The 22,781-nt window shown below is 66.8% G+C and carries 19 protein-coding genes and 2 tRNA genes; 8 read left to right on the top strand and 13 right to left on the bottom strand.

Annotated features, from left to right (window positions below; genetic code table 11):
• Positions 1-73 precede the first annotated feature (73 nt).
• Positions 74-2,479, top strand: coding sequence for a TonB-dependent receptor (locus tag CURTO8I2_RS02180; protein WP_159678286.1), 2,406 nt, complete (start codon positions 74-76; stop codon positions 2,477-2,479).
• 118 nt (positions 2,480-2,597) lie between these two features.
• Here the strand turns inward: CURTO8I2_RS02180 and CURTO8I2_RS02175 are convergent, their stop codons facing one another.
• Both CURTO8I2_RS02175 and CURTO8I2_RS02170 read right to left on the bottom strand, forming a co-directional pair.
• Positions 2,598-3,215: a HutD family protein gene (locus CURTO8I2_RS02175; protein ID WP_159678284.1), complete on the bottom strand. Its 618-nt coding sequence runs from the start codon at positions 3,213-3,215 to the stop codon at positions 2,598-2,600.
• A gap of 414 nt (positions 3,216-3,629) precedes the next feature.
• On the bottom strand, positions 3,630-3,986 hold the full coding sequence (locus tag CURTO8I2_RS02170) for a ComEA family DNA-binding protein (RefSeq protein WP_159678282.1): 357 nt from the start codon (positions 3,984-3,986) through the stop codon (positions 3,630-3,632).
• Between the two features lie 208 nt (positions 3,987-4,194).
• On the opposite strand from CURTO8I2_RS02170, the gene CURTO8I2_RS02165 reads away from it, so the two are divergent.
• The gene (locus CURTO8I2_RS02165) at positions 4,195-5,715 is read left to right on the top strand and encodes a M20 family metallopeptidase (protein ID WP_159678280.1); all 1,521 of its coding nucleotides are present in this window, start codon (positions 4,195-4,197) and stop codon (positions 5,713-5,715) included.
• 795 nt (positions 5,716-6,510) lie between these two features.
• On the opposite strand, the gene CURTO8I2_RS02160 is transcribed toward CURTO8I2_RS02165, so the two are convergent.
• Positions 6,511-6,586, bottom strand: a tRNA-Phe gene (locus CURTO8I2_RS02160).
• Between the two features lie 154 nt (positions 6,587-6,740).
• On the opposite strand from CURTO8I2_RS02160, the gene CURTO8I2_RS02155 reads away from it, so the two are divergent.
• The 5 genes from CURTO8I2_RS02155 to dxs all read left to right on the top strand — a co-directional run bounded on the left by CURTO8I2_RS02155 (position 6,741) and on the right by dxs (position 13,066).
• Positions 6,741-7,214, top strand: a complete 474-nt coding sequence (locus CURTO8I2_RS02155) for an LEA type 2 family protein (protein WP_201295463.1) — start codon at positions 6,741-6,743, stop codon at positions 7,212-7,214.
• Between the two features lie 43 nt (positions 7,215-7,257).
• Entirely contained in the window at positions 7,258-9,048 is a 1,791-nt protein-coding gene (locus CURTO8I2_RS02150) for an acyl-CoA dehydrogenase C-terminal domain-containing protein (protein ID WP_159678278.1), read from the top strand.
• Between the two features lie 95 nt (positions 9,049-9,143).
• Positions 9,144-9,803 carry an HNH endonuclease gene (locus tag CURTO8I2_RS02145; protein ID WP_159678276.1) on the top strand — a complete coding sequence of 220 codons (660 nt, stop codon included), beginning with the start codon at positions 9,144-9,146 and terminating at the stop codon, positions 9,801-9,803.
• Positions 9,804-9,928: 125 nt separating this feature from the next.
• Positions 9,929-11,080, top strand: coding sequence for a hypothetical protein (locus CURTO8I2_RS02140; RefSeq protein WP_236550979.1), 1,152 nt, complete (start codon positions 9,929-9,931; stop codon positions 11,078-11,080).
• A gap of 72 nt (positions 11,081-11,152) precedes the next feature.
• Positions 11,153-13,066, top strand: coding sequence for a 1-deoxy-D-xylulose-5-phosphate synthase (gene dxs, locus CURTO8I2_RS02135; protein ID WP_159678272.1), 1,914 nt, complete (start codon positions 11,153-11,155; stop codon positions 13,064-13,066).
• A 54-nt stretch (positions 13,067-13,120) separates the two neighbouring features.
• Here the strand turns inward: dxs and CURTO8I2_RS02130 are convergent, their stop codons facing one another.
• The gene (locus tag CURTO8I2_RS02130) at positions 13,121-14,293 is read right to left on the bottom strand and encodes a TraB/GumN family protein (protein WP_236550978.1); all 1,173 of its coding nucleotides are present in this window, start codon (positions 14,291-14,293) and stop codon (positions 13,121-13,123) included.
• A gap of 113 nt (positions 14,294-14,406) precedes the next feature.
• On the opposite strand from CURTO8I2_RS02130, the gene CURTO8I2_RS02125 reads away from it, so the two are divergent.
• The gene (locus tag CURTO8I2_RS02125) at positions 14,407-14,574 is read left to right on the top strand and encodes a hypothetical protein (protein ID WP_201295462.1); all 168 of its coding nucleotides are present in this window, start codon (positions 14,407-14,409) and stop codon (positions 14,572-14,574) included.
• A gap of 77 nt (positions 14,575-14,651) precedes the next feature.
• Here CURTO8I2_RS02125 and CURTO8I2_RS02120 read toward each other — a convergent pair.
• From CURTO8I2_RS02120 to thrS, 9 genes are all read right to left on the bottom strand, one after another.
• Positions 14,652-14,728 (bottom strand) — tRNA-Pro (locus CURTO8I2_RS02120).
• Positions 14,729-14,786: 58 nt separating this feature from the next.
• Positions 14,787-15,143 (bottom strand): MerR family transcriptional regulator, encoded by a 357-nt coding sequence (locus tag CURTO8I2_RS02115; protein WP_096209477.1) that lies wholly within the window; start codon positions 15,141-15,143, stop codon positions 14,787-14,789.
• Positions 15,136-15,447 (bottom strand): integration host factor subunit alpha, encoded by a 312-nt coding sequence (locus CURTO8I2_RS02110; protein ID WP_159678270.1) that lies wholly within the window; start codon positions 15,445-15,447, stop codon positions 15,136-15,138. The genes CURTO8I2_RS02115 and CURTO8I2_RS02110 overlap by 8 nt, the downstream gene beginning before the upstream one ends.
• A gap of 22 nt (positions 15,448-15,469) precedes the next feature.
• The gene (gene pheT, locus CURTO8I2_RS02105) at positions 15,470-17,845 is read right to left on the bottom strand and encodes a phenylalanine--tRNA ligase subunit beta (RefSeq protein ID WP_159678268.1); all 2,376 of its coding nucleotides are present in this window, start codon (positions 17,843-17,845) and stop codon (positions 15,470-15,472) included.
• Between the two features lie 87 nt (positions 17,846-17,932).
• Positions 17,933-18,928, bottom strand: coding sequence for a phenylalanine--tRNA ligase subunit alpha (gene pheS / locus CURTO8I2_RS02100; RefSeq protein ID WP_159678266.1), 996 nt, complete (start codon positions 18,926-18,928; stop codon positions 17,933-17,935).
• Between the two features lie 146 nt (positions 18,929-19,074).
• Positions 19,075-19,434 (bottom strand): 50S ribosomal protein L20, encoded by a 360-nt coding sequence (rplT, locus tag CURTO8I2_RS02095; protein WP_159678264.1) that lies wholly within the window; start codon positions 19,432-19,434, stop codon positions 19,075-19,077.
• A 13-nt stretch (positions 19,435-19,447) separates the two neighbouring features.
• The gene (gene rpmI, locus CURTO8I2_RS02090) at positions 19,448-19,645 is read right to left on the bottom strand and encodes a 50S ribosomal protein L35 (RefSeq protein WP_159678262.1); all 198 of its coding nucleotides are present in this window, start codon (positions 19,643-19,645) and stop codon (positions 19,448-19,450) included.
• Positions 19,646-20,018: 373 nt separating this feature from the next.
• The gene (gene infC / locus CURTO8I2_RS02085; protein ID WP_159678260.1) at positions 20,019-20,567 is read right to left on the bottom strand and encodes a translation initiation factor IF-3; all 549 of its coding nucleotides are present in this window, start codon (positions 20,565-20,567) and stop codon (positions 20,019-20,021) included.
• A 65-nt stretch (positions 20,568-20,632) separates the two neighbouring features.
• Positions 20,633-22,540: a threonine--tRNA ligase gene (gene thrS / locus CURTO8I2_RS02080; protein ID WP_159678258.1), complete on the bottom strand. Its 1,908-nt coding sequence runs from the start codon at positions 22,538-22,540 to the stop codon at positions 20,633-20,635.
• Positions 22,541-22,781 lie beyond the last annotated feature (241 nt).

Here is a 22,781-nt window from a genome sequence, read left to right as displayed (position 1 = left end):
CAGCACGCTTATGCCCCCCCGACTCCGGCCAGCCGACGCCACGCCGCGTTCCGACTTTGCCCACGAGATGTCCATGACCCGTTTCCCGACCCGTCGCCCGCTCGCACTTGCGCTGCTGGGCCTGCTGTCCTCCCCTGCCGCGTTTGCCGACACCACGCTCGCCGCCGACCCCACCGATTTCGACGCCGTCGTCGTGACCGCCGCCGGTTTCGAGCAGAAGCTCACCGATGCGCCCGCGAGCATCAGCGTCATCACCCAGGAAGACCTGACCAAGCGCCCGTACATGACGCTGCTCGACGCGGTGCGCGACATCGAAGGCATCGACGTCGGCGAGACCCGCGACAAAACCGGCCAGGGGTCCATCTCGATGCGCGGCATGGGCTCGGACTACACGCTGATCCTCGTCGACGGCAAACGCCAGAACAACCACGGCGACATCTACCCGAACAACTTCGGCGGCAACCAGTTCAACCACATCCCGCCGCTGGACGCGTTCGAGCGCATCGAGGTCATCCGCGGTCCCGCGTCCACGCTCTACGGCGCGGACGCGATGGGCGGGGTCATCAACATCATCACCAAGAAGGTCCTCGATACGTGGCATGGCTCGGCGACCGTCAGCCGGTCGTTCGAGAACAGCGAGTTCGGCGAGGACACCACGGTCGATGCCTTCGTCACCGGCCCGCTGGTCCCGGGCGTGCTCAACCTCAGCGCGCGCGCCAGCTGGTATGACCGTGATGCGTCGAACCCGGTCTATGCACCGGTCACGGGACCCGACGGCGTGGAGCGGACGCGCCCGCTCGGGTTCGGTGGCGGCGGCAAGACCGTCGACAACACCAACAAGGCCGGTGGTCTCACGCTGGCCTGGATGCCGACCGAGCACCAGAGCCTCACGCTCGACTACGACACCTCGCGCCAGGAATACGACAACGCGATCCGGATCAACGACCAGGGCGTCGAGGAATATCCGGTCGGCACCGTCGACAACATCAACAGCATTTTCACCGCCGGCAATTTCTGCCTCGGCGCCGCCGGTGCGAACGCGAATGCCTGCCGATCCAATGGCGGCACCTGGTCGCGCCGCGCCAATCCGCGCGTCGGCTACGGCGCGGTGCAGGCATTCACCCGCGACGCGTGGTCGCTGACCCACGAAGGCCGCTGGGACTTCGGCAACAGTTTCGTCTCGCTGTCGCATGTGGCGACCAACAACGACGGCCGCACGATGCCCTTCACCGTGGACGAGCGCGCCGAACTGCTGCGGATGATCGACGGCACAGGACCCTACGCCGGACTGTCACTGGCCGAGCGTCGTGCCCGCGCGGAATCCACGTTCCTGCCACGCCCCAAGCGCACGCTCGAAAGCGCGCAGTACACGCTTGACGCCAAGCTCGACATCCCCTTCCAGCTGGCCGGCGACCACACCGCGGTGATCGGCGCGCAGGTGATCCAGGGCGAACTCACCGACGGCATCTTCGGCATCGAAAGCGGCACGCCGGGCCTGAAGCAGGAACACAACATGTACTCGCTGTTCGCCGAGGACACGTGGACCATCACCGAGCCGTTCGCGCTCACCGCGGGTGTGCGCTGGGACGACCACGAGATCTTCGGCAACCACCTGAGCCCGCGGTTGTACGGCGTATACACGATCAGTCCACAGTGGACGGTCAAGGGTGGCGTGAGCACCGGTTTCAAGACGCCCAAGACCACACAGCTCTACGACGGCGTGATCGGGTTCGGCGGACAGGGGACACTGCCGATGTTCGGCAATCCCGATCTGCAGCCCGAGACCAGCACCAGCACCGAACTGGCGGTCTACTGGCAGAGCCCGGACGGCCACAACTTCAACCTGACCCTGTTCCACAACAGCTTCGACGACAAGATCGCCTCGCAGGCCTGCGGACCGGGCACGACCCTCACCTGCACCAGCGCCGGCGAGTTCGCCGACATCGGCTATGCGTCCAGCACCCGGACGGTCAACATCGACGAAGTCGTCATCCAGGGCGTCGAGGTCGCCGGTCGCTGGCAGATCAGCGAGGCGTTCGGCGTCCGCGCGAACTACACCTTCACCGACAGCGAGCAGAAGAGCGGCAGCGAAGCAGGCCTTCCGCTCGGCAACAGTGCGCGCCACATGGCCAACGCCACACTGGACTGGCAGGCGAGCGAGCGGCTCAACCTGTTCCTGACCGCCGAAGCCCGGTCCAAGCGCTACAGGGGCCTGCACGCGATCACCGGCGAGGTGCTGTCGTACAGGGATTACGAAGTGCTGCACCTGGGCGCCTCGTTCAAGCTCAACGAGGCAGTCACGCTCAACGGCCGCATCAATAACCTGCTCGATCGCGATTTCACGACCTACGACACCGAGTTCCGGGAACTCGACGGCACGCCGGGCTTCGACGGGACCGACGAGATCCTCTACTACGACCACTACAACAACAAGGACAAGGCCCGCGGTCTCTGGCTGAGCATCAACGTCCGCTTCTGAGCGTTTGGAAACGGGGCGCTGCATTCGCCCCATCCTCGGCTGCATGGGCATCGCGCGGCCTCGCGCGGGAAGTGCGCGGCCGCTTCGGGAACGACGGGATTGTTCCGCGTCGGGTTGGTCACACCGCTGCAGCGACGGTCCGGAACCGGGCCAGCAGCAGCTCGCCGCCGCCGTCGAGTGCATGGTGGCAACGCCCGTCCGGTGCCCGCAGCAACAGCGAGTCGCCGGACTCGAGCGCGGGCGACCGCGATGCGCCGAAGCGCACCTGGCCGGTGAGGGCATGCACCAGCCAGCACTCGCCGGGATCCACGAAGATGACCATCCTGCCGACCAGCGGCCGATGCCAGGTCGACGCGTCTATCGAGTCCGGGCGCCACATCAGATTCAACGCGCTGACGCCCGCACCCGCGGGCTCGCCGGATACCGCCCGATCACCGGCAAAACGCAACCGGGCATGGGGCGGCTGCAGATTGCAGACTTCTCCGTCCGCGAAGCGCAGCACCAGCCCGTTCCCGGTGCGCAGCATCAGCTCGCGTTCCACACCTTCGAAACGTGAGAACGCCGCCGGCTGCTCGATCTCGGTCACCGACAGCCGCCAGCGCCACACCCTCTCGTCAGGGGCATGTTCAACGTGGATTTCCCGCGTCCAGCCCAGATCGTTGCGCCAACGCACCCGCCGCGCGTTCTGCGCGTCGATCCTCTGGACGGAAAGAGGCTGGTCGGATCGGTCACCCATACGCTGAGTCTAGTCTGTCGGGCCGGGCAGCTTCACGACGACTCCAATCGACGCCAGCTCGGACCGGTGACTGCCTGGATCAAATGCGACGTCTGCGGTTGGATTCGGGCGGCCGTGGCTTCCGGCACATCGCCGACCGCGTTCGGTGCTTCGCGCCCGGCCCCGTCCACGAACGGATCGTCCGCGTGGATGTCACGGAATCCGCCTACCCGAAACGGCTTGCAGTAAAAGGCGTCGCGGAGGTCACATCGCGGTACTCATCGCGCGCCCCAGATACAGGATCGCCCGCTTTGCATCCGATGCGAAGCGGGCGACGAGTACGTCCCTGTAGCGGCATCCTGCCGGTCCCGTGGAGCGTCCTGCTCCTCGTCTGGCGCCCCCACGTCCTGTGGAGGCGTCAGCGGTGGGTCAAAGTCAGCGCAGTTGCGCAGCCCCCTTGTTCCCGGCGGCTGCGGGCGGGTTGGCCGCCCGTGCAGCGCCTGCCTGCGATCCGGCGCCGACGTCAATGCGATCGACGTTCTGCTCGACAGTCCGCAATCCGATACCGTTCACCTGCGCCAGTTGCTCTGCGCTTCGAAACGGCCCGTTTTCATCCCTGTAGGCCACGATGGCTTCCGCCTTGGCCTGTCCCACGTTGTGCAGTACGCGCGCCAGCGTGGCCGCGTCCGCGGTATTGATGTTGACCTTCTCGACACTCTCGTTCGCGAATGCGGTACCCGCCAGCAGCAGCGACAGGCACAACGACGCAAGCACGGCTCGGATCGACTTCATGTCCTAACTCCTTGGTGTTGGGTGGAATCCATTCCCGACTGGCGACGTATTCGTCCTTGCCGGTGTTGCCAGTCTTCCCAACGCCACGTCGCCAGAATATCCGCGGCCCTGCTGGGCCGTAGCCAGCCGAACGCCCGAGCGTTTGTAGGAAAATTCCTACACGGCGGGCCGCGGTAGAATGGCGGTTTACGCATGCGGGAACATCCGAATGGACAGCCGCCAGACCGACCGCTTCGTCAGCGCCAAGTGGGATGACGAAATCGTGCCCCAGCTCGTCGAGTACATCCGGATTCCGAACAAATCGCCGATGTTCGACGCCGATTGGGTGGCGAACGGCTATATGGAACAGGCCGTCGACCTGATGACGACATGGGCGCAGGCCCAGCCGATCGCCGGCCTCGCGCTGGAGGTCGTCCGGCTCGAGGGCCGCACGCCCCTGATCTTCATCGAGATTCCGGCAGCCAACGCCGGTAGCGACGATGACTGCGTGCTGCTGTACGGCCACCTCGACAAGCAGCCCGAGATGACCGGTTGGGACGACGATCTTGGCCCGTGGAAGCCGGTACTGCGGGACGGCAAGCTCTATGGCCGCGGCGGTGCGGACGACGGCTATGCGATCTACGGCTCGCTCACCGCCATCCTGGCGTTGCACGAGCAGGGGCTGCCGCATGCACGCTGCGTGGTGCTGATCGAAGCCTGCGAAGAGTCGGGCAGCTATGACCTGCCCGCCTACGTCGACCATCTTGCCGATCGGATCGGCAAGCCGTCGCTGGTGGTCTGTCTGGACTCGGGTTGCGGCAACTACGACCAGCTGTGGTGCACGACGTCGCTGCGCGGCCTCGCCGGCGGCAACCTGACGGTCAAGGTGCTCGACGAGGGCGTGCATTCGGGCGACGCTTCCGGCGTGGTGCCGTCGAGTTTCCGCCTGCTGCGACAACTGCTGTCGCGCATCGAGGACGAGGACACCGGTCGCATCCGGGTCGAGGGCCTGCATGCCGAGATTCCGGCCGAACGCCTCGACCAGGCACGCCGCGCGGCTGAAGTGCTCGATACCGCGATCTACGACAAATTCCCGCTCACCGGCACGCTTCAGCCGATGTTTCCGACGCGTGGAGACGGCCAGGTATCCGAGGACCTCTCGGAACTGGTGCTCAACCGTACATGGCGCCCGGCGTTGTCTGTGACGGGCATCGATGGCATTCCGTCGCTGCAATCTGCAGGCAACGTCCTGCGCCCGCACACGGCGGTCAAGCTCTCGCTGCGTCTGCCGCCGACCGTGGACGGCAAGCGCGCAGGCGAACTGCTGCAGCAGGTGCTGCTGGCCGATCCGCCTAACGGCGCGACGGTCACGATGGTGCTGGAAAAAGCCGCGACCGGCTGGAACGCGCCGGCGATGTCGCCATGGCTAGCCAAAGCGATCGACGACGCCAGCCAGGCGTTCTTCGACAAGCCTGCGATGTACATGGGCGAAGGTGGCTCGATCCCGTTCATGGGCATGCTGGGCGAAAAATTTCCCGGCGCGCAGTTCATGATCACCGGCGTGCTCGGGCCCCATTCCAATGCCCACGGCCCCAACGAGTTTCTGCACATCGACATGGGCAAGCGCGTCACGAGCTGCGTCGCCCGCGTGATCACGGAACACCATCATGCAGGCCGGCGCGGTGAGACCACCGGTGCTGCGGTCGTGGCCGACAGCGGGACCCGCCACGGCGACCACGGCTGCTGCTGAGCTTCACGAGGGCCGGCGGACACGCCGGCCCGATTGTCTGCCGAGGGTCCCAGCTGCGAGCCGATGGCCTTCGACGCACGCGGCGGAACCAGCCGTGGCGATTGGAGCAATCGAAAGTCTGGCGTATGCAGCGTCGCCGCACGTATGCCGCACGACGACGTGGCGTTTCGGAATGCGTCCCGGGCCACGCGCGCCAGCCGTGCGCGGATTGCACGCGGCGACCTGGGCAAATGACCGCGCAGGCAACGTGAGCTGCGTTTTGTCTTGCGCTGGCACGGCGGAATCTTGATTGGGGCGCTTCGGACTGTTCTGCCGAAGGTGTGTCCGGGAACGGATCAAACGCGCGGGCGTGCAGACCACGAGCGCCATCTCGCAAGCGCCACCTAACGGATTCGTGCGCAAGCATGCAGTGCGCGCAGGCAGGGTCCGTTGCGCAAGCGGTGGGTACCCAAGTTAGCGCGTCCAGCTTCTGCCCGAAACCGCACCTGTTATCGGCGCATCGCAGCGGTCTATCCAGCCGTGTGCACCTCGCTGCGCGCCAAGCTCGCCTCCAGCCAAACAGCGAGTGCACTGATCCGCGATCACGGTGCAGCTCCGGCCCACCCCTCCGCTTCGGCCAAGACGTGTCACGGCTGACGGCGCGCCATCCGGCTGGGCTGGGACCTCTTGAGGCGCGCACACGCATGCTGCCATGCGCCGAACACCGCGAAGAGGCGACGCCGAGGGCGGCAGCGATGGCCCGAACGGCAGACATGCAAAAGGCCCGCGCGTGGCAGGCCTTCGACGTTCTCGCAATGGTGGCCGGGGAGGGAATCGAACCCCCGACACGGGGATTTTCAATCCCCTGCTCTACCAACTGAGCTACCCGGCCACTGCGGGAGGCGCATGATACGAGGCAGGCTCGCGAACAGCAACCGTTTTTAGCAAATCTTCTTCGCCGGGCGCATTCCCGCCGCCGGACTGCAGCGGCCGGCGACCGTCGACGCGTTAACATCGGCCTCCACCCAGCCACCGGAGTGCCGCGCATGAAGCCGTGGAAGTTGCTGACGATCCTGTTGATGATCGGCGCCCTCGTCGCCTGCGCCACCGGGCAGCGTCGCGTGTCCGAGCCCACCGCGAGTCTCCAGCAACTGAGCGTCTCCGCCGACGGCACCTGGTCTGTCGATCTGCGGCTGCAGAACTACAGCAGCATTCCTATGCGCTTCGAATCGCTGCGTTTCACGCTGTCGGTCGACGGCGAGTCGGCGGGCATCCTCGACGCCACGCCCGCGTTGACCATCGGCCCGGAATCGGCCGACATCCTGAGCCTCCGTCTTGCGCCTTCTCCGGAAGGCCGGCTGCATGCGGCCGACGCGCTGGCCGCGGGTCGCGCGCTGCCGTACCGCATCGACGGCACCATCCGCGCCGCGCCCGACGACCGCGGCAGTGCCCGGGACTACACCATCCGCCGCGACAGCACCTTGGCTCCGGTCCCCGGGCTGCCCGGCGTGATGCGCTGAGACCGCCGCCCTTCAACGACCCGAATACGAGACAGACCGACGCATGAGCACCTACCACGCCCCATTGACCGACATCCGCTTCGCGCTGCACGACGTCCTGCAGGTCGAGTCCCTGTTCTCCACGCTCGGCTTCGACGACGCCAACCGCGAGACCGTCGACGCGGTGCTCGACGAGTGCACGCGCTTGTGCGAGGGCGTCCTCGCCCCGCTCAACCGCATCGGCGACGTGCAGGGCGTGCGCTTCGACAAGGCTACCGGCGCGGTCACCACGCCCGACGGATTCAAGGCGGCGTACGACCAGTTCGTCGAAGGCGGCTGGACCGGCATCAGCGCGCCGACCGAATTCGGCGGCATGAACATGCCGCACGCGATCGGCATCTGCCTGGAGGAGATGATCGACGCGGCCAACCTCGCGTGGAGCAATTTCCCGCTGTTGTCGCATGGCGCGGTCAACGCGCTGCACCACCACGGCGAGGCCTGGCAGAAGGAGGTCTTCCTCAAGCCGCTGATCGCCGGCACCTGGACCGGCACCATGTGCCTGACCGAGCCGCAGTGCGGCACCGATCTGGGCCTGCTCAAGACCCGCGCCGAGCCGGCCGGGGACGAGACGTACGCGATCACCGGCACCAAGATCTTCATCACCGCGGGCGAGCACGACCTCACCGACAACATCGTGCACCTCGTGCTGGCACGCCTGCCCGACGCACCCGAAGGCAGCCGCGGCATTTCGCTGTTCGTCGTCCCCAAGATCCGCGTGGCCCGCGACGGCACCGTTGGCGAACGCAACGCGGTGCGCTGCGGCGCGGTCGAGCACAAGATGGGCATCCACGGGTCCGCAACTTGCGTGATGAACTTCGACGGTGCGCAGGGCTATCTCGTCGGGCAGCCGCACAAGGGCCTGATGGCGATGTTTACGATGATGAACACCGCACGTCTCGGCGTCGGCGTGCAGGGGCTGGGTCTTGCCACGCGCGCTTACGAGAACGCGTTGCGCTACGCACGCGAACGTCTGCAGTCGCGTGCGCTGTCGGGCCCGAAGCTGCCGTCGAAGCCGGCCGATCCGATCCTCGTGCAGCCCGATGTGCGCCGCATGCTGCTGACCTGCAAGGCCCTGACCGAAGGCGGTCGCCTACTGGCGTATCACGCCGGGTCGCTGGTCGACAGCGCAGCGCATGCCGGCGACGCCCCCGCGCGACAGGAGGCCGATGATCTGCTCGGATTCCTGACACCCATCGTCAAGGGGTGCCTCACCGAATGGGGCAACGAGTGCACGTCTCACGCGCTGCAGTGTTTCGGCGGCCACGGCTACATCGCCGAGCACGGCATGGAGCAGCTCGCCCGCGACGCGCGCATCACCACGCTCTACGAGGGCACGACCGGCATCCAGGCGCTGGACCTGATGGGCCGCAAGACCCTGCAGCTGAAGGGCGCGGGCCTGCGCGTATTCCTGGGCATGATCGAGGGCTTCTGCACCGAGCATGCGACCGATGCAGCGCTGGCCGAGTTTATCGGACCGCTGCGCGAGAAGGCCGGCGAGTGGCAGGCGCTGACCCGTGCCATCGTCGAACGCGCGTCGGCGGATCCCGAAGAGATCGGCGCGGCCGCCCACGACTACCTGTTCTTCTCCGGCTACGTGGCCCTGGCCTACTGGTGGGCGCGCAGCGTGGCGGTGGCGGATGCCTCGTCGCGCTCCGAGACCTTCAAGGCCGGCAAGCGTGAGACTGCGCGCTTCTATTTCAGCCGCATCCTGCCGCGTACGCTGACGCATGCGGCCGTGATCGCCAGCGGCCCGGCCCCACTGCTGTCGATCACCGACGAGGCCCTCGACAGCTGAGCCCTGCGCGCACGTCGCGACGGCCATCCGGCGTCGCGACGTGCGCTCAAATCCGTTGCACACAGTGTCATCGTTCGGGTATATGCTCGATCGCAATGGAGGCAGACAGCGCGATCACACGCCTGATCCCCACCGGCGCTGCAAACGCGCTGGACGCCGGAGTCTCCCCCGCACCTTCTGGTCACGCGCCGCGTCGCGATGCAGTCCGTCTGCTCGCCCTCGATGCATACGGCCGTGCCCTCAACTGGATCAGCTGGCAGGACGCCGCGTGCCTGTACGCGCGCGGCGCGGTTGCCTGGACGCTTGGCGATCCCTGCATGACCGTGCATGGCGGCCTGTGTCGCGCCACCGGGCAGCAGAGCCGCATGGACCTGCATCCGATCATCGCCGGCCGCAGCCACGTCCGCCCGAGCGCGACGGACCCGACGCCGGCGCTGACGAATACCGCCCTGTTCGCCCGCGATCACCAGCTCTGTCTGTATTGCGGTCGCCGCGCGGGTCGTCAGACGCTGACACGCGACCACGTCGAACCGCTGTCGCGCGGCGGCCTGGACATCTGGGAGAACGTGGTGACGGCGTGCTTCCACTGCAATTCGCGCAAGGGCGCGCGCACGCCGCAGGAGGCCTCGATGCCCCTGTTGGCGGTCCCGTTCCGGCCGAGCTGGATCGAGCACCTGATTCTCAGTAACCGCAACATCCTCGCCGACCAGATGGCCTTTCTCAGCACCCATCTGCCACGCCGCGACCGGGGGTGATGCCACGGCCGTGCAGCGCGTTCGCTGCACAGCGTCGACGGCACTCGATACACTCCAGCGATGGCGCAGCTCGCGCAACGTGGCCCGGTATGTCCTGCATGACCCTGACGATCTCCCTGAGCGGAATGGATACCGCCACCGAAACCGCCCTGCGCGCTGCATTCGCCGGTGCCAACACCCAGCTCGGTGCGCCCTTCCTGCTGGTCGCAGAACCCGACGCCCAGCACGTCATCGTCGACATGGACAGCATGTACGGCCCGATGAGCTGGTTGCGCCTGCACGCGGCCGGCAAGCAGATCGTCGGCCTGACCTCGGCGCCGCGCGTACAGACCCATTTTCGGCTGGGTCGTCCGTTCGACGACCACACCATGGCCGCGTTGCTGCGCGAAATCGCCGCCACGCAGGACGTCGCGCTGGACATGCACGCACAGGTGACCCCGTCCGACGTGCCGGCATCCGCGGCGGTTGCAGACACGTCCGCGCCCGAAGCCGAAACACGCGAAGCGCCCGATGCTCCGGCTGCATCCACCGCGAAGCCCGCGACGGCGCAGCCGGCTGCGCCTCCCGAGGCGGCACCGGCAGCGGGCGACGATGCGCTCGACACGCCGCCCCTCGACGCGTCGGCCATGCAGCCCGTGGCACAGCCGGAGATCGAACCCGCGCTCGAGCCCGAAGCCGAACCGGAGCCGGAGCCGGAGCCGGAGCCGGAGCGTGCGCTGCCCTTCGCGGCCTGGCTCGACGCCGGCGTGCTGCGCGGACGGCGCCGCTACCGGCGCGAGACCGGACCGACGCTGTGGCTCGATTTCGATGCGCAGCACTACCACGGCCCCACCACGCTGAAGCCCTTGAGCCAGTATTTCGACGGGCCGATCGAGCGTGATGCGATCGAGGCCGTCGATGACGCGACCTGGTCGCGCGAGACGCAGGCGTCCGGCGCGGCGCAGCCGCTGATGCGTCTGGTGTGGCTGGGCGGCCTGCTTGCCGGAGACGGCACGTTGTCGGCCGCGCATGATCCCGATGCGCGCTACCAGCTGAACAAATGGCCGCAGACAGAGCGTGAGTACCCGCGGCATTTCCGCATCGCGACGGCCATGATGAAGGGGCCGGCGACGCTCGACGACATCGTCGCCGCCAGCGGCCTGCCGGCGGAGGATGTGGTCCGGTTCGTGAACGCGAATCTCGCGACCGGCTACGCCGAACCGTTCGTGGAATCGCCCGAGCCGGTCGACACGCCAGCGCGTCCGGGCGGTTTTTTCTCCCGTCTGCGCGGTCGCTGAACAGGCGGACCGACGCACGGTCCATGACAGATCGGTGACGCCGGCAGAAGGGTCGCGGCGTACAATTGGCGGATGATCGACTCCACGCGCTATCCGCGCCTCGCGCGCATCGACGCGCCGTCCGACCTCCGCCAGTTCGACGAGTCCGAACTGCCCGCGATCGCCGACGAGCTGCGCGCCTATCTCATCGAATCCGTCGGCAAGAGCGGCGGCCACTTCGGCGCCGGCCTCGGCGTGATCGAACTGACGACCGTGCTCCACTACCTCTACGACACGCCGCACGATCGCGTCGTCTGGGATGTCGGCCATCAGACCTATCCGCACAAGATCCTGACCGGTCGCCGCGACCGGATCCACACCGTCAAGCAGAAGGACGGCGTCGCGCCGTTTCCAAAGCGCGAAGAATCCGAGTACGACACCTTCGGCGTCGGGCACTCCTCGACCTCGATCTCGGCGGCGCTGGGCATGGCGATCGCGAATGCCCAGGCAGGCAACGACCGGCGCGTGGTCGCGGTGATCGGCGACGGTGCGATGACCGCGGGCATGGTCTACGAGGCGCTCAACCACGCCGGCGGCATGGAACCCGAGCCCGACGTGCTGGTGGTGCTCAACGACAACCGCATGTCGATCAGCGAAGCCGTCGGCGGTCTGACCAAGATGCTCGGTCGCGCGACCGGCAACCGCACGCTCAATGCGTTGCGCGAAGGCGGCAAGAAACTGCTCGGCGACAAGAACAATCCGACCGCGAAGTTCGTCCGCCGCTGGGAGGAACACTGGAAGGGCATGTTCGTGCCGTCCACGCTGTTCGAGGAGATGGGCTTCCATTACACGGGGCCGATCGACGGGCATGATGTAAAGGCGCTGGTCGACACCCTGAAGACGCTCAAGGGCCTGAAAGGCCCGCAGTTGCTGCACGTCATCACGACGAAGGGCAAGGGTTACGAACTCGCCGAAGGCGATCAGATCGGCTATCACGCCGTGTCTCCGTTCGACCCGGACAAGGGCCTGGTCGCCAAGGCCGGCGCCAAGAAGCCGACCTATACCGACGTATTCGGCGACTGGATCTGCGACATGGCTGCGGCCGACCCGTTGTTGCTCGGCATCACGCCCGCGATGCGCGAAGGGTCCGGGCTGGTGCGTTTCTCGAAGGAATATCCGGCGCGCTATTTCGACACCGCCATTGCCGAGCAGCACGCGGTGACGCTGGCCGCGGGCATGGCCTGCGAAGGTGCCAAGCCGGTCGTGGCGATCTACTCGACGTTCCTGCAGCGCGCCTACGACCAGCTGGTCCACGACGTGGCGGTGCAGAAGCTCGACGTGCTGTTCGCGATCGATCGCGGTGGCGTCGTCGGCCCCGACGGGGCGACGCATGCCGGCAATCTCGACCTGAGCTTCCTGCGTTGCGTGCCGAACATGGTCGTCATGGCACCAGCCGACGAGCAGGAATGCCGCACGATGCTGACGACCGGGTTCCGCCACGAAGGAGCTGCCGCGGTGCGGTATCCGCGCGGCAGCGGCCCGGGCGTGCCGATCGACACCACGCTGGAGACGCTGACCATCGGCAAAGCGGAGGTCCGTCGTCGCGGGGCGCGCATCGCGTTGCTGGCTTTCGGCGCAATCGTGCCTGCCGCCGAAGCGGTCGCCGCCCAGCTCGACCTCACGTTGGTCAACATGCGCTTCGTACGCCCCCTCGACCGGGATCTGCTGCTGGAGCTGGCGAAGACCCATGATGGCTTCGTGACGCTCGAAGACAATGTGGTTGCCGGCGGCGCAGGGTCGGGTGTGGCCGAGCTGCTCAATGGCGAAGGCGTGACGATGCCGCTCCTTCACCTCGGCCTGCCGGACGCATTCCAGCATCACGCCAGTCGCGAGGACCTGCTCGCCGAAGCCGGGCTGGATGTGGACGGCATCCGGAACACGTTGTTGCGCCGCTGGCCGGCGCTGGCACAACCGCTGGCGGCGGACGCCCGGGTCGCGGCAGGCTGACGGATCGACGCGGCGCGCGGACGCCCGCCTGAGTGCGGTCCGCGCCGCGGTGGATCAGGGCATTTCGCTGTCTGCAGGCGTGACGTTCCCGTCGTCGACGTCGTCCGCCTCGTCGGGTGCAAGCACCGCATCCACCCGCGGACGCAGCGCTGCGAGATAGCCGGCCGTTCCCAGCAGATCGTCGACCGACAGCGTCGCGAAGCTCACACGATGCCGGGTCAGCGCTTCGTCCGCGGCTGCCAGCCAGTGCGCGCGTACCTGCATCTCCAGATCGTCCAAGCCCCGCTTGCGCGCGGTTTCGGTCTGCAGGAACGATGACAGGCACGCCTGTACCCGTGCGCCCTGCCCGGCCGTCGCCCGCAGTACATCGAGATCCCCGACGGCCCATGCGTTGGCGCGCGCGGCGACCTGCGGCAACCCCCGCTCGATGACGTCCAGCATGTGGCGCATGCATGCCACGTCCTCGGGCTTCGTGCCTTCCTTGCGGAAATCGGCCAGCGCCTGGCGCGGGTCGTCGATCTTGACCTCCAGCGTGGTCGGCGTGAGCGCCATGTCGCGCGCCTTCAATGCCTCGTCGAGCACCGGTGTGATCACACGTCCTTCGCGCAGCCCGTTGGCGTCGAGCGCGGCGCGATAGAGCTCGTACACGGCAATCGCCGGCCGCTTGCGCTCGATGCCACGATCACGCCCGAGGTAGCGCGCCTTGAGCGTGGACCAGCGCTGGTAGAGATCCGCTGGCAACAGCGCGTCCAACGTGGCGCCGTCCGGGTTGCGCGAGGCACGCATGGCCGCGGGCAACATCGTCAGCCCCCGCAGGATGCCGATGTCAGAGCCCACGGTCACGCCGGGCGGGCCCAGCACCACGCCGGCTTCGGCGAGCACCTCGCGCACTTCGTCCGAACGCCAGGTCATGGCCTTGGGCAGCGGCGACTGCGTGCCGAGAATGTAGAGCGTGTGCGTACCGCGGCGCACCCGCCAGAGACCCGGCCCGGGCTGGACGCCGGTGACCACGACCGTCTCCATGTCACGCACATCGCCGACATCCGGCGCTGCGACCGCGGGCGGGAGCGCCGCAGCATCATCCCGGGCCCCCGCCATCGAAATCACCGGCGCGGTTGCGAGCAGCAGACACATCATGACGAGCTGTCTGGCCATGCGTCGAATCCGTTCAAGAAGATGAAGGCCGAGCATACATCCGCGCATGCGAACGCCTGTCGTCACGCACACCCATCCGCCATCGGTTCAGCAAAGAGGCGACTGCACAGGCCACTGCGCGGCGTACCCACGCGCTTCCCACATCCAGATCGTTACGGTGCCGTACGCCCCAATGGAACGACACCATGACACTCAGCGCAGACGAGCGCCGCATCCTGCAGGACATCGACACGACCACGCGGATCACCGAATCCGAAACCAGCTGGGCGGTCAACGCCGGCTACGCCATGCTGGCCGAGGACGGAGACATCGATCTCTCGGCCAAGGGACGCGCAGCGCTGGACACGGCGTGAGCGGAGCCGCTCGCAACGACTGACCGATAGCAGAACGGCCCGTGCTTGAGCACGGGCCGTTCGGATCTCGCGTGTAATGGTCGGGGTAGCCGGATTTGAACCGACGACCACTTGTCCCCCAGACAAGTGCGCTACCAGGCTGCGCTATACCCCGGAATCTGGAAATTATACCGTCTGGCGGACGTTTCGCCCATCCATATCGCGCCTCGGGATCAGCGCTTTAGCAACTGCAGGACGTCCTCAAGCTCCATGCGCACCTGGCGGACGATCTGGTTGCTCAACGCCGATTCCTGCTTCGCCCCCTCGCCCTCGAGACGCAACCGCGCGCCGCCGATGGTGTAGCCCTGCTCGTAGAGCAGACCCCGGATCTGGCGCACCATCAGAACGTCATGGCGCTGGTAGTAGCGCCGGTTGCCACGACGCTTCACCGGTTCGAGACTCGGGAACTCGGTTTCCCAGTAGCGCAGCACGTGCGGCTTGACGTCGCACAGTTCGCTCACCTCACCGATCGTGAAGTAACGCTTCGCCGGAATCGGCGGCAGTTCGCGGTTGCTGCCCGGATCAAGCATGGGCGGCGCCCACTGAACCCGAGTAGGCCTCGACGCGTTCCTTGAGCTTCTGCCCCGGACGGAACGTCACCACCGTGCGGGCGGAGATTGGAATCTCTTCGCCCGTCTTCGGATTGCGGCCCGGGCGCTCGTTCTTGCGCCGCAGATCGAAATTGCCGAACCCAGAAAGCTTGACCTGTCGACCCTGCTGCAGCGCGTCGCGCAGCACGTCGAAGAAGGCGTCGACGAATTCCTTTGCCTCGCGCTTGTTCAAGCCGACCTCCTCATAGAGCTTCTCGGCCATATCCGCCTTCGTCAGTGCCACGCAGCCATCCCCCTGTGAGGCCTCAGCCCCGGATCTTCGCGTCGTGTTCGCGCGCGAGCGCGGCCACCACATCCGCAACGACGGCATCGACATCGCGATCGGTCAGAGTGCGTGAAGTTTCCTGCAGAATCAAGCCCATGGCGAGACTCCTGAACCCCGTTTCGACCCCCTGACCTGCGTACCGGTCGAACAGGCGTACGTCGGCCAGCAACGGGCCGGCGGATGCGCGGACGGTCTCCTGCAGCGCGGCCCAACCGACCGAATCCGGCGCGACGATCGCCAGATCGCGTCGCACCGACGGGAACTTCGACAGTCCGGTCACACGGGGCAGCGGACGGGCCTGCAATGCGGATGCGTCGAGTTCGAACGCCACCACCGGCACGTCGATGTCGAGTGCGCGCAACAGACGCGGGTGCAGTTCGCCGATCCAGCCCACGCGCGCGCCGTCGCGCAGCACATCGGCCGAGCGGCCGGGGTGGCCGTGCGGCGCGGTCGAACGCGCGAAGGCCAGAGTCGCACCGGCGACTGCGGCCAGCGCTTCCAGATCGCCCTTGAGGTCGAAGTAGTCGACCGGACGCGTGGCACGGCCCCACTGCTCGGCGCCGGCATCGCCGGCAACGGCAGCGGCCGCGCGCAGGGTTTCGACCGGCGCGTCGCCAGTTGCGGCCGCCTGCTCGAAGACCTTGCCGATTTCGAACAGGCGAACGCGGTCCTGCTGGCGCGCGAGGTTGCGCGCGAGCGTGGACACCAGCCCCGGGAGCAATGCGGTGCGCATGACGCCGAGTTCGGCGCTCAGCGGATTGGCAAGTGGCACGCTGCCGGCATCCGCCTGCCAGGTGGCGAGCAGCGACGCATCGACGAACGCGAAGTTGACCGTCTCCAGGCAATCGCGCGCGACCATCTGCCGGCGCAGTTCGGCCTCCGCCACATGGGTTTCGCTCGGCACGGCGATGCGCGTCGCGCCGCCGGGCAGCGTGGTCGGCACGCGGTCGTAGCCGTGGATGCGCACGACCTCCTCGATCAGGTCTTCCTCGATCGCCAGATCGAAGCGACGCGTCGGCGCGGTGACCTGCCAGCCTTCGCCGTTGGCGACGACGGTGAGCCCCAGCGCGCGCAGAATGCGTTCGATCTCCGCGTCGTCGACCGTCAGGCCGAGCACACGCGTCAGGCGTGCGCGACGCAGCGCGATCGTGCGTGGCTGCGCGAGATGCGCATCGAGTTCGGCAGCGGTCACCGGACCGGCGCTGCCGCCGGCGACATCGAGGATCAAGCGCGTCGCGTATTCGATCGCGGTCCGCGGCAGTTCCGGATCCACGCCGCGCTCGAAGCGGTGCGCGGCATCGGTATGCAGGCCGAGACGGCGGCTGCGGCCGATGATCGCGTCCGGCGCGAAGTGCGCGGATTCGAGGAACACGTTGCGGGTGCCGTCGGTCACGCGCGTGTCGAAACCGCCCATGACACCGGCCAGCGCGACGACGCGGTCCGCGTCGGTGACCGCGAGGAACTGTTCGTCCAGCGTCACGTCGCGACCGTCGAGCAGCTTGAGCGCTTCGCCCTTGCGCGCGCGGCGCACGCCGACCTGGCCCTTGAGCAGGTCACGGTCGAACGCATGCATCGGCTGGCCGAGTTCGAGCATCACGTACTGAGTGACGTCGACGAGGAAGCTGACCGGACGCACGCCACTGCGTCGCAAGCGCTCGGCCATCCATGAAGGCGTCGGGCGCGTCGCGTCGATGCCTTTGATCACGCGGCCGAGATAGCGCGGCGCATCGGCGCCCGCGTCGAGCACCACCTGCAGCGATGCCTCCGACGTCGCCGATACGGGCGCCGCGTCGAGCGGTGCGACTTCGCTGCCGAAGGCAGCGGCGACATCGAACGCGATACCGCGGATGCCGAAGCAGTCGGCGCGGTTCGGGGTGAGCTTGAGTTCGATGCTCGCGTCGGGCAGTCCGAGGTAGTCGGCCAGCGGCGCGCCGATCGGCGCATCGTCGGGCAGTTCGAGCAGACCCGATGCATCGGCGTCGATGCCGAGTTCCTTGGCCGAGCACAGCATGCCGTTGGAATCGACGCCACGCAGTTGCGCAGCCTTAATCGTCAGAGTGCCGACTGTCGTGCCGATCGTTGCCAGCGGCGCAACCAGGCCCGGACGCGCGTTCGGCGCGCCGCAGACGATCTGCAGCGTCCGGCCACCGGCATCGACCTGGCAGACCTGCAGCCGGTCGGCTTCGGGGTGCTTCTCGGCCGAGACGATGCGCGCGACGACGACGCCATCGAGCGACTCGCCCAGCGGCGTGATCTCTTCGACTTCCAGGCCGATCGCGGTCAGCGTCGCCGCCAGCTGGTCACGGGTGGCATCGGTCTTGACGTGCTGGCGCAGCCAGTTCTCGGAAAATTTCATGGCGATCTCTTGGAATCGTCGTCCCGCACTGCGGGACCTGTTCGCGACGGATGACGCGGAGAGGGAACGGGCGCGACGCGCCTGGTCTTACGCGAACTGGCGCAGGAAGCGCACATCGTTGTCGAAGAACGCGCGCAGGTCGTCGACGCCGTAGCGCAGCATCGCGAAGCGCTCGACGCCGAGTCCGAAGGCGAAGCCGGTGTAGCGCTCGGGATCGATGCCGACGGCCTTCAGCACGTTCGGATGGACCATGCCGCAGCCCAGCACTTCGAGCCAGCGCGTGCTGCCGTCCGCCTGCTGCCAGGCGATGTCGACCTCGGCGCCGGGTTCGACGAACGGGAAATAGCTGGGGCGGAAACGCATTTCGAAATCGCGTTCGAAGAACGCGCGGACGAACTCGCTCAACGTGCCCTTGAGATCCGCGAATGTCGCGTGTTCGTCGACCAGCAGGCCTTCGACCTGGTGGAACATCGGCGAATGCGTCTGGTCACTGTCGGAGCGGTAGACCTTGCCGGCTGCGATCATGCGCAGCGGCGGCGCGTGTTCGCCCATGTAACGCACCTGCACGCCCGAGGTATGCGTGCGCAGCAGGCGACCGTCGCCGAAATAGAACGTGTCGTGCATCGCGCGCGCGGGATGGTGCGGCGGGAAATTCAACGCCTCGAAGTTGTGCCAGTCGTCCTCGATCTCGGGACCGTCGGCGAGCTCGTAGCCCAGGCGGCCGAAGATGTCGGCGATGCGCTCGAGTGTGCGGCTGATCGGGTGCACGCCGCCGCGCGTACCGTCGCGGCCCGGCAGGGTCACGTCGATGGTCTGCGAAGCGAGCCTGGCATCCAGTGCGATGTCGTCGAGCGCGATCTTGCGCGTCGACAGCGCGGTGCCGATCACGTCGCGCGCGCGGTTGATCGCCTCGCCCGCCGCTTTGCGCTGGTCGCCCGGCAACGCGCCGAGCGCCTTGAGCTGCGACGTGATGCTGCCGCTCTTGCCGAGCAGTGCGACGCGCAGCGCTTCGAGCGCCTCCGGCGTGGCAACTGACTCGATATCGGCAAGCGCCTGGTTCGAAAGGGAGTCGATTTCGCTCATCGCACTGCTGGCCCGTCGCTGATGGGGAATGTCACGCGCGGAACATCCGGCGCCACAAACAACAATGGGGAAGGACTTGCGCCCTTCCCCACGTGACCGCCGGACGGATCCGGCGGCAGTACCGCTTTACGGTGGAGACGACGGCCTCAGGCCGCCAGCGCGCCCTTCGCCTTCTCGGCGAGCGCGGCAAAGCCGGTGGCATCGTTGACCGCGAGGTCGGCCAGGATCTTGCGATCCAGGGTGATGCCGGCCTTGAGCAGACCGTTCATGAAGCGGCTGTAGCTGATGCCGTTCAGACGTGCGGCCGCGTTGATACGCGTGATCCACAGCGAACGGAAATCGCGCTTCTTGAGCTTGCGACCGATGTACGCGTACTGGCCAGCCTTGATGACGGCCTGCTTGGCGACGCGGAAGACCTTGCGACGGGCGTTGTAATACCCCTTCGCGCGACCGAGAACCTTCTTGTGACGACGGCGTGCCTGGACGCCCCGCTTGACTCGAGCCATGGTTCAGTCCTCCTCAGAGATACGGCAGCATGCGGGCGACGCGACCGCTGTCGCACGCCGGAATGATGTTCGTCTGACGAAGACCGCGCTTCCGCTTGGTCGTCTTCTTCGTGAGGATGTGGCTACGGTTTGCGTGGCCGGCCTTGAACTTGCCGGACGCCGTCTTCCGGAACCGCTTGGCGGCACCCCGGTGCGTCTTGATCTTGGGCATTGAGAGAGTCCTTGTGGGATACGAGTACTGACTGGGCGGTGGCTGGCGCCACACTTTCCGTCCTGCCCATGCCGGTTTTAAGCCTTTGATCCCACGAGGGAATCCAGGCGGGTCCTGGATGAATCTGCCACCCCGGCGGACCGGGGAGCCGCGCATTATGCCGTGCCCGGATTCGGCTTGCAAATCATCGGGTTGGCGGACGACCCGTGCCGCAGGCGATCCGGCTGCGATCGCGCACGAAGCGCGATCGGGCGACCGTGCGCCTGATCCGGACCGCCTCGGCCTGGAACGGCAAGAGGCGCCTTTCGCCGCCTCCACCACCTTCAGCCCGCTTCCACGGAAACGGCCGAGGGACTCCGCGCGACAGCGCGGATTACTTCTTCTTCGGCGCGATCATCATCACCATCTGCCGGCCTTCCAGGCGCGGACGCGATTCGATGACGATGTCTTCGCCCAAGTCCGCTTCGATGCGCGACGCCATCTCGCGGCCCAGCTCCTGGTGGCTCATCTCGCGACCACGGAAGCGGATGTTGACCTTGATCTTGTCGCCATCCTCGAGGAACCCGCGCATCTTGCGCAGCTTGATCTGGTAGTCGCCCTCGTCGGTGACCGGCCGGAACTTGAGTTCCTTGATTTCCTGCTGCTTGGTCTTCTTCTTGGCCTCGTTCGCCTTTTTCTGCAGGTCGAACTTGAACTTGCCGAAGTCCATGATCTTGCAGACCGGCGGATCCGCGTTCGGCTGGATCTCGACGAGGTCGAGCCCCTCCTCCTCGGCAGCCTTCAGCGCATCGTCGCGCGACAGGACGCCGATCATCTCTCCGTCGGAACCAATCACGCGCACCCGCGGAACGCGGATGTCCTGGTTGCGCCGATTCTGCTTGTTGTCAGGGGTGCTAATACTGCGATCTCCAAAGTGGAACATGCCGCCGGTTCGTCAACCAACGGGGCGACCGGCGCGTCCATGGTGGACCGGCGCCGGTGAAGGACTCATGCTGGAACGGGCGCCGCGCGAAGGCGGGCAACGAAGTCGTCGATCGGCATCGAGCCCAAATCTTCCCCGGAACGCGTCCGAACAGCGATGGTACCGGTTTCCTTCTCGCGATCCCCGACCACGACCAGATACGGCACCCGCTGCAGCGTGTGCTCGCGAATCTTATAGCCGATCTTTTCGTTCCGCAAATCGGCCTCGATGCGGACCCCTTGATTTGCAAGGGATTTCCGAACCTGCTCGACGAAATCGGCCTGGGCGTCGGTGATATTCATCACCACCGCCTGCACCGGCGCCAGCCAGGCCGGGAAGGCGCCTGCGTGGTGTTCGATCAGGATGCCGATGAACCGCTCCATCGAGCCGACGATCGCGCGATGCAGCATTACCGGCACCTGCTTCTGGCTGTGTTCGTCGACGTACTCCGCGCCCAGGCGACCCGGCATCATGAAATCGACCTGCATCGTGCCCAGCTGCCAGGTGCGACCGATCGCGTCCTTGAGGTGATATTCGATCTTCGGGCCATAGAACGCGCCCTCGCCCGGCAGCTCTTCCCACGCCACGCCGCAGGCCGACAGCGCATTGCGCAGCGCGGCCTCGGCCTTGTCCCAGGTGGCGTCATCGCCGAGCCGGGATTCCGGGCGCAGCGCGATCTTGATCTGGATCTCGTCGAAACCGAAGTGCGTGTAGACCGCCAGCGCCTGCTGGTGGAACGCGGTGACTTCCGATTCGATCTGCGCCTCGGTGCAGAACACGTGGCCGTCGTCCTGGGTGAAACCGCGGACGCGCAGGATGCCGTGCAACGCGCCCGAGGGCTCGTTGCGATGGCAGCTGCCGAACTCTCCGTAGCGGATCGGCAGGTCGCGGTAGCTGTGCAGGCCCTGGTTGAAGATCTGCACGTGGCCCGGGCAGTTCATCGGCTTCACCGCGTACGTGCGCTTCTCCGACTCGGTGAAGAACATGTTGTCCTTGTAGTTGTCCCAGTGGCCGGACTTCTGCCACAGCGACACGTCGAGGATCTGCGGGCAACGCACTTCGCCGTAGCCGCTGTCGCGGTAGACGCTGCGCATGTGCTGCTCGACGACCTGCCACAGCGCCCAGCCCTTCGGATGCCAGAACACCAGGCCCGGCGCCTCTTCCTGCAAATGGAACAGTTCCTGCTGCTTGCCGATGCGGCGATGGTCGCGCTTCTCGGCTTCTTCGATGCGCTGGATGTAGGCCTTGAGCTGCTTGGAATCCGCCCACGCGGTGCCGTAGATGCGCTGCAGCTGTTCGTTCTTGGAATCGCCGCGCCAGTACGCGCCGGAGATGCGCGTGAGCTTGAACGCCTTGAGGAAACGCGTGTTTGGCACGTGCGGGCCGCGGCACATGTCGACGTATTCCTGATGGTGGTAGAGCCCCATCTGCGTGATGTCGGCGGACATGTCGTCGATCAGGCGCAGCTTGTAATCCTCGCCGCGGGCCTTGAACGTTTCGATAACCTCGGCGCGCGGCGTCATCTTCTTGATGACGTCGTACTCGGTGTCGATCAGCTCGACCATGCGCTTCTCGATCGCCGCCATGTCTTCGGGCGTGAACGGGCGCTCGCTGTAGATGTCGTAGTAGAAGCCGTCGTCGATCACCGGGCCGATGACCATCTTCGCGTCCGGGTAGAGCTGCTTGACCGCGTGGCCGACGAGATGCGCGCAGGAGTGGCGGATGATCTCGACGCCCTCGGCATCCTTCGGGGTCAGGATCTGCAGCGTCGCGTCGTGATCGATGACGTCGGACGCGTCGACCTGGCGGCCATCGACCTTGCCGGCAACGGTGGCCTTGGCCAGGCCCGGGCCGATCGACTGGGCGACCTCGAGGACGGAAACGGGCTGTTCGAATTCGCGGCGGCTGCCGTCGGGGAGCGTGATCGTGATCATGGGAACCGGGATCTGGAAGTGTCGGGAGCGGGCCGGTGTCGGTCCGCGGGCCGCGTGGCGGCCACAAAAAAAGCGCCGGAGGGCGCCTTGTGCAGGAGGCCTCGGGGCGGTCAGCGCTGGGCGGTGGTAGTGCGCATGTCGCACGCTCGGCCGGCGTTGCCGCGGGCCACCTGTATGCAGAAGGACGGAATCGGATGGTAGCGCAGAATTCCGCGTCGGGGCGCCGAGCGCGGCGGCGCCC

Origin of the sequence: Luteimonas sp. 9C (genome assembly GCF_902506295.1) — a bacterium.
Taxonomy (GTDB): domain Bacteria; phylum Pseudomonadota; class Gammaproteobacteria; order Xanthomonadales; family Xanthomonadaceae; genus Luteimonas.
This window is presented reverse-complemented; position numbering and strand designations above follow the sequence as displayed.

What these genes read in the sequence shown, in the direction of transcription:
- CURTO8I2_RS02155 (WP_201295463.1), top strand. Translation starts at nt 6,741, where the DNA reads ATGAAGCCGTGGAAGTTGCTGACGATCCTGTTGATGATCGGCGCCCTC.
- CURTO8I2_RS02140 (WP_236550979.1), top strand. Translation starts at nt 9,929, where the DNA reads ATGGATACCGCCACCGAAACCGCCCTGCGCGCTGCATTCGCCGGTGCC.
- CURTO8I2_RS02150 (WP_159678278.1), top strand. Translation starts at nt 7,258, where the DNA reads ATGAGCACCTACCACGCCCCATTGACCGACATCCGCTTCGCGCTGCAC.
- rpmI (WP_159678262.1), bottom strand. Translation starts at nt 19,645, where the DNA reads ATGCCCAAGATCAAGACGCACCGGGGTGCCGCCAAGCGGTTCCGGAAG.
- CURTO8I2_RS02180 (WP_159678286.1), top strand. Translation starts at nt 74, where the DNA reads ATGACCCGTTTCCCGACCCGTCGCCCGCTCGCACTTGCGCTGCTGGGC.
- thrS (WP_159678258.1), bottom strand. Translation starts at nt 22,540, where the DNA reads ATGATCACGATCACGCTCCCCGACGGCAGCCGCCGCGAATTCGAACAG.
- CURTO8I2_RS02145 (WP_159678276.1), top strand. Translation starts at nt 9,144, where the DNA reads ATGGAGGCAGACAGCGCGATCACACGCCTGATCCCCACCGGCGCTGCA.
- CURTO8I2_RS02115 (WP_096209477.1), bottom strand. Translation starts at nt 15,143, where the DNA reads ATGCTTGATCCGGGCAGCAACCGCGAACTGCCGCCGATTCCGGCGAAG.
- CURTO8I2_RS02125 (WP_201295462.1), top strand. Translation starts at nt 14,407, where the DNA reads ATGACACTCAGCGCAGACGAGCGCCGCATCCTGCAGGACATCGACACG.
- pheT (WP_159678268.1), bottom strand. Translation starts at nt 17,845, where the DNA reads ATGAAATTTTCCGAGAACTGGCTGCGCCAGCACGTCAAGACCGATGCC.
- CURTO8I2_RS02170 (WP_159678282.1), bottom strand. Translation starts at nt 3,986, where the DNA reads ATGAAGTCGATCCGAGCCGTGCTTGCGTCGTTGTGCCTGTCGCTGCTG.
- infC (WP_159678260.1), bottom strand. Translation starts at nt 20,567, where the DNA reads ATGTTCCACTTTGGAGATCGCAGTATTAGCACCCCTGACAACAAGCAG.
- rplT (WP_159678264.1), bottom strand. Translation starts at nt 19,434, where the DNA reads ATGGCTCGAGTCAAGCGGGGCGTCCAGGCACGCCGTCGTCACAAGAAG.
- CURTO8I2_RS02175 (WP_159678284.1), bottom strand. Translation starts at nt 3,215, where the DNA reads ATGGGTGACCGATCCGACCAGCCTCTTTCCGTCCAGAGGATCGACGCG.
- CURTO8I2_RS02165 (WP_159678280.1), top strand. Translation starts at nt 4,195, where the DNA reads ATGGACAGCCGCCAGACCGACCGCTTCGTCAGCGCCAAGTGGGATGAC.
- pheS (WP_159678266.1), bottom strand. Translation starts at nt 18,928, where the DNA reads ATGAGCGAAATCGACTCCCTTTCGAACCAGGCGCTTGCCGATATCGAG.
- dxs (WP_159678272.1), top strand. Translation starts at nt 11,153, where the DNA reads ATGATCGACTCCACGCGCTATCCGCGCCTCGCGCGCATCGACGCGCCG.